General features: G+C 68.9%; 8 protein-coding genes. 4 read left to right on the top strand and 4 right to left on the bottom strand.

The window, feature by feature from the left end:
* Positions 1–22: 22 nt before the first annotated feature.
* From ACI2K4_RS02385 to ACI2K4_RS02370, 4 genes are all read right to left on the bottom strand, one after another.
* Positions 23–2080, bottom strand: coding sequence for a type IIA DNA topoisomerase subunit B (locus ACI2K4_RS02385; protein WP_404508102.1), 2058 nt, complete (start codon positions 2078–2080; stop codon positions 23–25).
* A 318-nt stretch (positions 2081–2398) separates the two neighbouring features.
* A complete protein-coding gene (locus tag ACI2K4_RS02380; RefSeq protein WP_404508101.1) occupies positions 2399–3172 on the bottom strand; it encodes an SDR family NAD(P)-dependent oxidoreductase in 774 nt (257 codons plus the stop codon).
* A gap of 135 nt (positions 3173–3307) precedes the next feature.
* Positions 3308–3802 (bottom strand): GNAT family N-acetyltransferase, encoded by a 495-nt coding sequence (locus ACI2K4_RS02375; RefSeq protein WP_404508100.1) that lies wholly within the window; start codon positions 3800–3802, stop codon positions 3308–3310.
* Between the two features lie 144 nt (positions 3803–3946).
* Positions 3947–4735, bottom strand: coding sequence for a TetR/AcrR family transcriptional regulator (locus tag ACI2K4_RS02370; RefSeq protein ID WP_404508099.1), 789 nt, complete (start codon positions 4733–4735; stop codon positions 3947–3949).
* 74 nt (positions 4736–4809) lie between these two features.
* On the opposite strand from ACI2K4_RS02370, the gene ACI2K4_RS02365 reads away from it, so the two are divergent.
* The 4 genes from ACI2K4_RS02365 (at position 4810) to ACI2K4_RS02350 (ending at position 12370) form a co-directional block, all read left to right on the top strand.
* Positions 4810–7212 carry an ATP-binding cassette domain-containing protein gene (locus tag ACI2K4_RS02365; protein WP_404508098.1) on the top strand — a complete coding sequence of 801 codons (2403 nt, stop codon included), beginning with the start codon at positions 4810–4812 and terminating at the stop codon, positions 7210–7212.
* Positions 7213–7298: 86 nt separating this feature from the next.
* On the top strand, positions 7299–8084 hold the full coding sequence (locus ACI2K4_RS02360) for a DeoR/GlpR family DNA-binding transcription regulator (RefSeq protein WP_404508097.1): 786 nt from the start codon (positions 7299–7301) through the stop codon (positions 8082–8084).
* 453 nt (positions 8085–8537) lie between these two features.
* Positions 8538–8759 (top strand): helix-turn-helix transcriptional regulator, encoded by a 222-nt coding sequence (locus tag ACI2K4_RS02355; RefSeq protein WP_404509157.1) that lies wholly within the window; start codon positions 8538–8540, stop codon positions 8757–8759.
* Positions 8760–9241: 482 nt separating this feature from the next.
* Entirely contained in the window at positions 9242–12370 is a 3129-nt protein-coding gene (locus tag ACI2K4_RS02350) for a glycosyl hydrolase family 95 catalytic domain-containing protein (RefSeq protein WP_404508095.1), read from the top strand.
* Positions 12371–12506 lie beyond the last annotated feature (136 nt).

Here is a 12506-nt window from a genome sequence, read left to right as displayed (position 1 = left end):
CGAGGACGACCGGCTCCCGCGCTCACGTGTCGATCGTCTCCTGGTCGACCCGGCTGGCGGACTCGATGAGCCAGTTCTTGCGGGGCTCGACCTTCTCCCCCATCAGCAGCTCCAGCACGTCCTCGGCGGCTGCGGCGTCGTCGAGGGTGATCCGGCGCACGGCCCGGCTGGCCGGGTTCATCGTCGTGTCCCAGAGCTCGTCGGCGTCCATCTCGCCGAGTCCCTTGAACCTGGGAATCGGGGTGACGACCTGCTTGCCGGCCTTTTCCAGTCGGGCGACCGTGCTGGTCATCTCCGTCTGGGTGTAGGTGTAGACGGTCTCCGGGTTGCGGCCCTTGGTGCTGACCTTGTGCAACGGCGGCACCGCGGCGTAGAGCCGACCCGCCTCGATCACCGGGCGCATGTACTTCGCGAAGAGCGTGATCAGCAGCGTACGGATGTGCGAGCCGTCCACGTCGGCGTCGGCCATGATCATGATGCGGCCGTACCGGAGGGCTTCCAGGTCGAAGGTACGCCCGGAGCCGGCACCGAGCACCTGCACGATCGCCGAGCACTCCGCGTTGTCCAGCACCTGTTGCAGGCTGGCCTTCTGCACGTTCAGGATCTTGCCCCGGATCGGCAGCAGCGCCTGGTACTCCGAGGAGCGGGCCAGCCGGGCGGTGCCGAGCGCGCTGTCCCCCTCGACGATGAACAGCTCACTGCGGGCGACCCCGGTGGAACGGCAGTCGACCAGCTTCGGCGGCATCGAGGCGCCCTCGAGGGCGGTCTTGCGGCGGGCGGCGTCCTTCTGCTGTTTCTGGGTCAGCCGGACCCGGGCCGCGTCGACGATCTTCTGCAGGACCGTACGCGCCTCGGCCTTGGTCCGGCGGTCCTCCAACCAGGTCTTGAGGTGCTGCTCGACCACGTTCTGGACCACTTTGGTCACCGGCGCGGTGGAGAGTTCGTCCTTGGTCTGCGAGGTGAACTGCGGCTCGGGGATGCGGACGTGCACGACGACCGTCATGCCTTCCAGGACGTCGTCCAGGATCGGGGCGTCCTCCTTCGGCTTGAGCAGGCCCCGGGTGTTGCGGATCGCGGCCGTCAGCGCGCGTACGGCACCGCGCTCGAAACCCTTGCGGTGGGTGCCGCCGTGCACGTTACGAATGGTGTTGGTGAAACACTCCACCGTCCGCTCGTAGCCGGTCCCCCACTGGAGCGCGACCTCGACCTCGGCCCGACGTTCGACGTTGCTCTGCATGACGCCGTGCTCGTCGGCCGCGTTCTCCCGGTAGGTGCCCTCGCCGTCGATCAGGAGCGTGCCGGAGACCGGCTTGTCACCGGCCGGGGTGAGGAAGTCCACCATGTCGGTGAGACCGCTGGGAAAATGGAACGTCTCCAGCGTGGGCTCGTCGGCGGTGTTGTCCCGCAGCACGTAGGTGACGCCTGGGACCAGGAACGCGGTGTTGCGCAGTTTGCTGCGGACGGCGTCGACGTCGAGCCTCGCGCCGGTCTCGAAGTAACGGGAGTCGTACCAGTACCGGATGGAGGTGCCGGTGGAGGCGCCCCGCTTCATCCGACCGACCGACTGAAGGCCGGGCTGCCGGGTGAAGGTGGCCTCCGGCCCCGCCCCGTCGAAGATCCCGGGTACGCCGTGCTGGAACGACATCTGGTGGATCTGGCCGCCGCGCTGCACGGTGACGTCGAACCGGCGGGAAAGCGCGTTGACCGCCGAGGCACCGACGCCGTGCAGGCCGCCGGAGGTCTTGTAGCCGGAGCCGCCGAACTTGCCACCGGCGTGCAACCGGGTCAGCACGAGTTCGACGCCGGAGAGCCCGGACCGGGCGTGCACGTCGGTCGGGATGCCGCGCCCGTCGTCGTCCACCTGCACCGAGCCGTCGGCGTGCAGGGTCACCTCGACCCGGGTGGCGTGGCCCGCGACGCCCTCGTCCGTGGAGTTGTCCAGGATCTCGTTGAGCAGGTGACCCACGCCACGGCTGTCGGTCGACCCGATGTACATGCCGGGTCGCTTCCGGACGGCATCGAGGCCTTCCAGGTGGGTGAGGTCATCGGCCCCATACAGAATCTCAGGCTGTGCAGTCAACGAGCTGAACTCCCAGAAGTGCGTTCTCCACGCCGTGGCACGGCATGATCGTCGTCGGCCCGGCCGGCGCTGCCCGCGAGCCTACCTACTGCCCTGTCCGCTCTGACGGGACTGTCCGGGTCGAGACGGCGGAGCAGGGACCGACATCACCGGATGATGCCGCGCGAGTATGACAAGACGACTCGTGGCGCGACCACCAGCGGTGAAACTCGCCATTGCCAGGTTCTATTCCGCGACACTATCTTGCCACCGTAAAGATCCCGGTCCGGCCCATCGGCCACCTGGTGCGGTGGGGGCACCGTGGCTTGCCGATCACCGTCAGGTCGCCTCGGGGTCCAGTCCGATCACCGATCGACCGCCGTCCACCGGCAGGATCGCGCCGTTGACGAAGGTGGCATCGTCGGAGAGCAGGTAGGCGACGGTGGCGGCCACCTCGTCCGGCCGACCCACCCGGCCCAGCGGATGCAGCCGTGCCATCTCCTCGTGCACCCGGGCCGCTGCCTCGGGGGGCCGCCCGGCAAGGAACGCCCGGTAGCGCTCGGTCGTGACGGTGCCGAGCGCGACGGCGTTGACCCGGATGCCGTACGGCCCGTAGTCGACGGCCGCCGCGCGGGTGAGGCCCTCGATCGCGGCCTTGGCGGTGGCGTACGGCAGTGCCCCGCGTACCGGGCGTTGAGCCTGGTGGGAGGAGACGTTGACGATCGACCCCGGCGTACCAGCCGCGAGAAACGAGCGGATCGCGGTCGCGCAACCGACCACGACGGGTCCGAGATTGAGATTGATCAGGTCGACGACCTCGCGGACCGGCCCGGAGTGCAGTGCCGCGTCCCGGAACACGGCGGCGTTGTTGACCCAGCCGGCAAATGCTCCCGCCGTCGAGGCTCGTCGTGCGGCCGCTTCGGTCACCTCCTCGTCGGCGGCGCTGCCGAGCACCGTGACGAGTCGCGGACCGGCCGGATGCTCCGCCGTCCAGGCCACGGCCGCCGGATCGAGTTCGATCACCAGCACCGCGTGACCGTCCCCGAGCAGACGTTCGACGATGGCCCGACCGACACCCCGACCACCACCGGTGACCACGTACGACCGACGCATGGCACCTCCTCGCCCGACCATCCGAACATCCCGGTCCGCCGCTCGCCAGCCGACGTGCTCGCCAGCGGGCGTGCTCGACAACGGACGTGCTCGCCAGCGGACGTGCTCGACAACGGGGGATGACGAAGGTGCCCGTCAGGCGAGCGGCTTCACGAACCAGTGGGCGGCGTACGGACTGTCGTTGAAGGGCTCGACCTCGACGTACCCGTGTCCGGTGTAGAGCCGGCGTGCCTCGACCAGATCGTGTCGCGTGTCGAGCCGGAGCCGGGACAGCCCCCGGGTCCGGGCAATCTCCTCCAACCCGGTCAGCAACCGTGAGCCGACTCCTCGCCGGCGGGCACCGTGGGCGACGAAGACCCTGGTGACCTCACCCAGGTTCTCCGGCAGCAGACGCAGGCCGGCGCAGCCGACCGGCGTCGCGCCGTCGGTGGCCACCCAGAACAGGCCGACGGGCGGCACCAGGTCGTCGCTGGGCTCGTCGATCAGCACTCGGTCGATCTCGTCGGCGGTGGCCGGACGGCCGTGGTAACGGCCCACGATGTCGTCGAAGTAGGCGCGCAGGATCGCGCGACCGGCCGCCGAGTCGGGGCGGGCCGGGCTGATCGAGATGGCGGTCGGTCGCTGCGGCACCGGGTCATGGTCACCACATCCTCCGCCCGCGCCAACCCATTTTCCGCGTACGTCGCGCGCCGCCGCCGCCCATCCCCCGCTACGCCGAAGCGGTGTTAACAGGGGGCCCTTCCTCTACCAAAAGCGATAACAGGGGGCCCTTCCTTACTCCGGTAGGGCGGAGTGGATGCCGTCGAGGAGGATGGTGAGGCCGAAGGTGAGGGTTTCCTTCGCTTCCTGTTCGAGATAGGGGACGGTCTCGTCGTCCAGGTGGTACCCGCGCTCGCTCTCCAGTCGGATCACCGTGGGGAACCGTCGGGCGAAGTCCGGGGCGACCTCGGTGAGCAGGGCCGATCGGGCGTACCACCACTCCTCGTCGGACATGCCGGTGGCGGCCCGCGCCTGGCGGGCCTCGGCGGCCGTCTGGACGGTGCCGCGCACGAACTGGAACAGGGTGCCGACGGTACGTCGCACGGCCGGCCCGGCCAGCCCCGTGCGGTAGAGGATCCGCAGCAGTGTCTCCAGTACGACGTACTCGTTGGGTCCGAGCACCGGTCGGGCCTGCGACACCTGGAGGACCCAGGGGTGCCGCAGGTAGAAGGCCCACATGTCCTCCGCCCAGGCGGTGACGGCGGCGCGCCAGTCGACGATGTCGTCGTACCCGGCGGGGAGTTCGGCGTGCGCCCGGTCGTACATCAGGTCGAGCAGTTCGGCCTTGTTCGGCACGTAGGTGTAGAGCGCCATCGCGGTACGCCCGAACCGCTCGCCGACCGCGCGCATGGAGAGCCCGGCCATCCCGTCCCGGTCGGCCACCTCGATCGCGGCGTCGACGATCTGGTCCACGCTGAGTCCGGGCTTGGGGCCCGGTCCGCTCCGCACGTCTGCGGAGCCGGGCGTACGCCACAGCAGGGCCATCGAACGACGCGCGTCCCCCTGACCGGCAAAAATTACCACTTGCAACTCCTTAGCACATAAAGTAACCTCGTCAGGTTATCTTTTTATGCCGTAAGGATATCAGGGGGAACGGTATGGGCTCCGAGCGCGTCAGTCATCCGTCGGGCAACGGCGACCGGCCGGACGGCGGGGTGCTGCTGGCCGACGACGAGCGGCGGCACGCTCGTGTCGACACGGACATCGCCCCTGCCCGGCGTGGAGACGCCGGGCCTCGGCACGCGGCCGACAGCCATGAGGTGATCCAGGTGCGGGGTGCCCGGGAGAACAACCTCGCCAACGTGTCGCTGGACATACCGAAACGCCGGCTCACGGTCTTCACCGGCGTGTCCGGATCGGGAAAGTCGTCGCTCGTCTTCGGCACGATCGCCGCCGAGTCGCAGCGACTGATCAACGAGACCTACACCGCGTTCGTCCAGTCGTTCATGCCGAACCAGGGTCGGCCGGACGTCGACGCGCTGCACAACCTGAGCGCGGCGATCGTGGTCGACCAGGAACGGATGGGCGCCAACTCCCGCTCCACCGTCGGCACCGCGACCGACGCGCACACCATGCTGCGGATCATCTTCAGCCGCCTCGGCACGCCGCACGTCGGCACCTCGACCGCGTTCAGCTTCAACAGCGCGGAGGGCATGTGCCCGGAGTGCGAGGGCCTCGGCCGGGTCTCCACCCTCGACATCGACCAGCTCGTGGACCGGAAGCTCAGTCTGAACGAGGGGGCGATCACCGCGCCCAACTTCACGGTCGGCTCGTGGTACTGGCAGACCATGGCCCAGTCCGGTCTCTTCGACCCGGACACAAAACTCGCGGACTACACCCCGCAGCAGTGGGAGGACTTCCTCCACAAGCCCGCCACCAAAATCAAGGCGTCCAACTTCAACACCACCTACGAGGGTCTCGTGGTCAAGGTGCAGCGGCTTTTCCTGTCCAAGGAGCGGGAGTCGATGCAGCCGCACGTCCGGGCCTTCGTGGACCGCGCGTTCACCTTCACCGGCTGCACCGGCTGCGGCGGCGCCCGACTCAACCCGGCGGCGCTGGCCTCGACGCTCAACGGACGCAACATCGCCGAGTGCGCGGCGATGCAGATCAGCGACCTGGCCGGATTCGTCGCCGGGATCACGGACGCCTCGGTCGGGCCGGTGGTCGACACCCTGCGCCACACCCTGGACTCGCTGGTGGAGATCGGCCTGGGTTACCTCAGTCTGGACCGGGAGTCGGGCACCCTCTCCGGCGGCGAGGCGCAACGGGTCAAGATGGTCCGGCACCTCGGCTCCAGCCTCACCGACGTGACGTACGTCTTCGACGAGCCGACCGTCGGCCTGCACCCGCACGACATCCAGCGGATGAACGACCTGCGGCTGCGGGACAAGGGCAACACGGTGCTCGTGGTGGAGCACAAGCCCGAGGTGATCGAGATCGCCGACCACGTGGTCGACCTGGGGCCGGGCGCCGGGTCGGGCGGTGGCCAGATCTGCTACACCGGGGACGTGGCCGGACTGCGCCGCTCGGAGACCCTCACCGGCCGGCACCTCGGCCACCGGGCCCGACTGCGCGAGCTGGTCCGCCAGCCCCGGGGGCACCTCCGGATCACCGGCGCCCACCTGCACAACCTCAAGGACGTCGACGTGGACATTCCGCTCGGCGTACTGACCGTCGTCACCGGGGTCGCCGGGTCGGGCAAGAGTTCGCTGATCCACGGCTCGTTGCCGCGCCGGGACGGGGTGGCGGTGGTCGACCAGTCGGCGATCCGGGGCTCGCGGCGCAGCAACCCGGCCACGTACACCGGTCTGCTCGACCCGATCCGCACCGCCTTCGCCAAGGCCAACGGGGTCAAGGCCGCCCTGTTCAGCGCGAACTCCGAGGGCGCCTGCGCGAACTGCAAGGGGATCGGCGTGGTCTACACCGACCTGGCCATGATGGCCGGGGTGGCGACGGTCTGCGAGCAGTGCGAGGGCAAGCGGTTCACCCCCGAGGTGCTCACCCACAAGCTGCGGGGCAAGGACATCAGCCAGGTGCTGGCCATGTCGGTGACCGAGGCGCGCGACTTCTTCACCGGCGGAGCGGCGCGGGCGATCCTCGACCGGCTCGCCGACGCCGGCCTGGGCTACCTCGGTCTGGGACAACCGCTCACCACCCTCTCCGGGGGCGAGCGGCAGCGGCTCAAGCTGGCCATCCAGATGGCCGAGAAGGCCACCACGTACGTCCTGGACGAGCCGACGACCGGTCTGCACCTGGCCGACGTGGACACCCTGCTGGCCCTGCTCGACCGGCTGGTCGACGGCGGCAACACGGTGATCGTGATCGAGCACCACCAGGCGGTGATGGCCCACGCCGACTGGATCATCGACCTGGGCCCGGGAGCCGGTCACGACGGTGGTCGCGTGGTGTTCACCGGCACCCCGGCCGACCTGGTCGGCGGCGGCGACTCACGCACCGCCCGACACCTGCGCGGCTACCTGGGAATGCCGGACCGCGCCTGATCGGACGACGGGAAGGGTGGACCGCCCCACCCCTTCCTTCGAACACTGATCTAACACTCCGCACACGCTGATGGTATAAATGGCGGATGCCCGTCGCCGATCGGTTGGACGTGACCCTGCGCCTGGTCCAGGCGGCCGGGCGGATCGCCGTACCGGACCTCGCCAGCCGGCTCGGGGTGTCCGAGATGACCGCCCGCCGGGACCTGGACGCACTACAGGAACGCGGGCTCGTGCAGCGGGTGCGGGGCGCCGCCGTCGCGGTCCGACCGGTCGCGGCCGAGTCCGGCTTCGCCGCCCGGGCCGCCTGGCAGTCGGCGACCAAGGACCGGATCGGGGCGGCCACGGCCGCCCTGGTCCGCCCCGGCGAGACGGTCCTGCTCGACGCGGGCACCACCACCGTCCACGTCGCCACCCACCTGAGACTGCGCGCCCCGCTCACGGTCGGGGTGCTGAGCCTGCAGGCGGCCGCCCAACTGGTCGACCAACCGGGGATCCGGTTGCTGGTGGTCGGCGGCGAGCCACGCCCGGCGGAAGGCTCCATGGTCGGCCAGCTCACCCTGCGCGCCCTGCGCGACCTGGCGTTCGACTGCTTCGTGCTCTCGCTCGGCGGGGTGCACGCCGAGGACGGCTACTCCGAGTTCTCGCTGGACGACGCGGCGGTCAAGCAGGTCGCGCTGGAGCGGTCGGGGCGGAGCATCGCGGTGGCCGACGCGACCAAGCTCGGCACCCGGGCGTTCAGCCGGATCGCCGGGCTCGACGCCGCCGGTGACTTCGTCACCGACCTGGCCGCCGGGGACGAGGCGACCCATCCCCTCGGACCGGAGACACTGGCCGCGCTGCGCGCCGCCGGCACCGAGATCCACCTCGCCTGATCCGCGCCGTTCGACTCGCGCCCCATCCCACCATCGGAAAGGAAGGCCATGACCGCCGTCTTTCCCGCCACCGCGCGGCGCCCCCTCTCGCGCTGCCGCTCGCCACGCTGGCCGGCTCCACCCGGATCGGTGACCCCGCCTTCAGCGAGATCTTCCACCCGTACGCCGAACGGCTGGTCGCCCGCTGTGACGCGGTGTTGCGGATCGGTGGCCCCTCGGCCGGCGCGGACGCCATGGTCGACTTGGCCCGACGCGAAGGCAAGGCCGTCCACCTGGACCTCGACCAGATTCCGGACGCGCGGTGACGGCGGGGCTTTCCACCCCGGACCGTCGGGGCCGGACCGGTCTGTGTCGCCACGAAGTAAAGAATCCTTGACATCGCGCGATACCGAGCCTACCTTGGCAATGTCAAGGATCTTTTACACAGGAGGGGTCGTGGTCAAACCGACCCGGATCACCAACTCGATCCGTACGCTGCGGTTCACCCACGGCGAGATGACGCAGGCCGACCTGGCCCGCCGCGTCGGTGTGACCCGGCAGACCGTGATCGCCATCGAGCAGGGGCGCTACTCGCCGTCGTTGGAGATGGCGTTCCAGATCGCGGCGGTGTTCGGGGTCTCGCTGATCGACGTGTTCCAGTACCCGACCGACGAGTCACCGGAACAGACTGCCTGAGGGAGCCGACCGGGGCAGGCCGCGTGAGCCCGGTCAGCCGTCCGCGACGCGGTCGCCCCGGGTGCGCTGGAAGCCTTGGCGGGTACGGCCGGCAGGTCCACGTCATCCGATGTATTCGCGCCCGCGGGCAGGAGCCCCGGATCCGCCGCAGCGCCCTCCCGTACCGCCCCTGGTGGCGTGCGGTACCCGCTCCACTACCGAGGATCATCGCGGCCCCGGTCACGGCACCACGGCTGAGCTGGGCCGACAAAACATCGACAGCCAAGGATTGACTCGCCAAGACATCCGATGTTAACTGCATGTGACAGATGTGGGTCGGTTGGACATCTCGGTCGGATCTTCATGTCGCGCGGTGCCGGCGGACCCACCCATAAAAAGGCTCGTGGTAGCTCCCCTCTTCGGCGGATGGGGAGTGCACGGTCGCACCCGCGTCCCGTGGCACGAGCCACATCGGTACGAGCGATCTAGAGGGGATCGTGTCGATGAAGACAACCACGCCGACCCGTATCGTCGCCGCCGCCCTGTTGCTGGTGGGCATGGCGGTCAGCGGTCCGAGCAGTCCGGCCGTGGCGGCGCCCACGGACGCCGCCTTCAACTCCGGCACCGGGACGCTCAACGTCAACTACGCCAGTTACCTGTCCAAGCACGACATCGTCTACAACCGCCCGAACTCCAATCCGCTGCACGGCCTGACCGTCGGCAACGGGCGGACCGGCGCGATGGCCTGGAACCAGAACGGCCTGACCATGCAGGTCTCCGGGGTCGACCTGGCGCAGCAGTCGACGTACGCGGCCGGGATGGTGAACCTGTTCAGCAACCCGCAGATGGACACCGGCTACACGACGTTCCAGCAACGGTTGTCGCTCTACGACGGCACGCTCACCACGAAGTACGACAACAACCGCACCGTCACCGTGATGGGCTCGCCCAACTCCGAGGTGATGGGCATCCACGTCGAGGACAGCCGGCCGGGGGTCACCAGCGTCGGGCTGGACCTGAGCCTCTGGGACCCGAACACGGTCCAGAACATCGCCGACGTGCCGGACCTGAACACCTGGCGGACGTACTCCACCTTCGCCGACGCGAGTGGCGTCGGGATCAGCCGGGGCCAGAGCGACCCGAACAACTTCGGCTACACCCTGGCCGCGACGGTCGAGGGCGCCAGCTACACCTCCCAGGTGGTGAACGGCCGGCAGGTCCGGCTCAACATCACCCCGTCGTCGAGCTACACGGTCTGGTTCACCGCGGCCAGCCGGATCAACTCGCCCGGACTGAACTCGGTCACCCAGGCGCGCAACCAGCTCGCCTCGGTCAAGAACACCGGGTACGCGACCACGCTGAACAACTACCGCAACTGGTGGCACGCGTTCTGGGAGAAGTCGTTCGTCCAGTACTCCAACTCGGCCGGTGACGCCGACTACCTGGAGAACGTCTACTACCTGGCGACGTACATGATCGCCGCCGGTGGCTTCGGGAACTACCCGGTGCACTTCATCAACGGTGTGTTCCGGGCGACGCAGGACCAGAGCAAGTGGAGCAACGGCTACTGGTACTGGAACCAACGCGACGTCTACAACTCGTTCTACGCCTCGAACCACGTCGACCTGATGAGCGGGTTCAACCGGCTCTACAGCCGCAACTACGCCGCGCTGAAGTCGTACACCACGACCCGGTACGGCAGCGACGGCCTCTGGGTGCCGGAGACGATGGGCTGGGACGGCAACGCGCGCGGCACGATCAACAGCGACTACGTCAACGACCTCTACTCGACCGGCACCGAGGCCGCCTACAACATGTACCTCCAGTACCGGTACACCAACGACGAGAACTACCTGCGCAACACGGCGTACCCGTACATGCGGGAGGCGGTGAAGTTCTACGAGGACCGGCTCTCGGTGGACGGCAACGGGCGCTACTACATGGCCAGCTCCAACGCGCACGAGACGTACTGGGACGTCAAGAACGCGATCACCGACCTGGCCGCCGTACGGCTGCTCTTCCCGCTCACCATCGCGGTCAGCAACCAGCTCGGACTGGACAGTGGGCTGCGGGCCAACTGGCAGAACATCGTGAACAACCTGGTCCCGTACCAGATCTCCAACGGCGCCTACCTGCCGCACGACCCGCCCACCTCACCGACCCGCAACGGTGAGAACGTCGCGCTGGAACTGGTCTGGCCGTACGACCTGACCGGCATCGGCTACCCGGACCAGCAGACCGCGATCAACACGTTCAACGTCCGGCCGCACCCGTACGGCAACGTCTGGGCCAACGACCACGTGCACGCGGCCCGGCTCGGCCTGGCCGACCAGGCGTTCCAGGGCATGCGGACGATGTTGCAGAAGTACCAGAACTACCCCAACGGCATGACCAACAACACCAACGGGGTGTTCGAGTACCTCGGCATCCACCTGGCGGCGATGAACGAGTCGCTGATGCAGAGCTACAACGACAAGATCCGGGTCTTCCCGGCGATCCCGTCCAACTTCGTCGGCAAGTTCACCCTGCTGGCCAAGGACGGCTTCCTGGTCAGCTCCGAACGCGAGGCCAACGAGACCAAGTACGTCGGCATCAAGAGCCTGTACGGCAAGCAGGCCCGGGTGGTCAACCCCTGGGGCAACCAGGAGGTCCGGGTCCGGCGTACGTCGGACAACGCCGTTCTGACGACCAGCACGGCCGGCGAGATCACCTTCGCCACGGCGGCGAACGCGGTGTACGTGCTGGAGCGGACCGCGAAGCCGCTGGCCAACTACACCTCGACCACCCTCACCGGCACCGCCAACCAGGGCGCCAAGAGCCTGCTGAACACCGCCTCGACGCTCGGCCTCGGCGGCGGCACCGGTGGCGGCGGCCTGGTGAACAACACCCTGCTCACCTACGACAGCAACTGGCACCTCACCACCGGGCGCGGTTACGGCGACTTCAACGACGACACCCACCACTCCACCACGGTCGGCGCGACCGCCTCCTACACCTTCACCGGCACCGGGGTGGAATACCTCTCCGAACGCAACAGCGACATGGGCAACGTCGACGTGTACATCGACAACGTGCTCCAGGCCAACGTCAACCTCTACGTCAGCGGCCCCCGGCAGGCCCAGGCGGTGGTCTTCAGCCGGACCGGGCTGAGCAACGGCTCGCACACCATCCGCATCGTCAACAAGACCACCTCGGTCGGCATGATCGACGCGCTGCGGATCCTCACCGGCGGCACACCCCCGCCGACCGGTGGCACCGCGTTGCGGGCCCAGGCCAACAACCAGTACGTCACCGCCGGCACCGCCCCGCTGATCGCCAACTCCGGCACGGTCGGCACCGCCCAGCAGTTCGAGCTGGTCAGCCTCGGCTCCGGCAACGTGGCGCTCAAGGCACGGGCGAACTCGATGTTCGTCTGTGCCGAGAACGCGGGCGCGGCGGCGTTGATCGCCAACCGGCCGACCGCCGGGTCGTGGGAGACGTTCACCCAGGTGAACAACTCGGACGGCACGGTGAGCTTCCGGGCCACGGTCAACAACAGTTACGTGTCGGCCGAGAACGGTGGTGCGGGGGCGCTCATCGCCAACCGCGCCACGATCGGCCCCTGGGAGAAGTTCACCCTCGTCACCAGCTAGCGCGCCCACGCCAGCACCCGGGTCCGGGGCAGCCGGCCCGACCACCGCCCACCAGGGGGGATGGCGGCCGACCGCTCCGGCCCGGGGTGCCGTGAACCCTTTCCGCCCGTCCCGGGCGGACTCCCGGCCCCTCGAC

This window comes from Micromonospora sp. NPDC050397 (assembly GCF_044901685.1).
In the GTDB taxonomy this organism is placed as follows: Bacteria; Actinomycetota; Actinomycetes; order Mycobacteriales; family Micromonosporaceae; genus Micromonospora_G.
The sequence above is the reverse complement of the archived record's forward strand: the minus strand, read 5'-3'. Positions and strand labels throughout refer to the sequence as shown.

Bases quoted from the DNA above. Each gene is read 5' to 3' on its own strand.
- ACI2K4_RS02360 (WP_404508097.1), top strand. From the start codon at position 7,299: ATGCCCGTCGCCGATCGGTTGGACGTGACCCTGCGCCTGGTCCAGGCG.
- ACI2K4_RS02380 (WP_404508101.1), bottom strand. From the start codon at position 3,172: ATGCGTCGGTCGTACGTGGTCACCGGTGGTGGTCGGGGTGTCGGTCGG.
- ACI2K4_RS02365 (WP_404508098.1), top strand. From the start codon at position 4,810: ATGGGCTCCGAGCGCGTCAGTCATCCGTCGGGCAACGGCGACCGGCCG.
- ACI2K4_RS02350 (WP_404508095.1), top strand. From the start codon at position 9,242: ATGAAGACAACCACGCCGACCCGTATCGTCGCCGCCGCCCTGTTGCTG.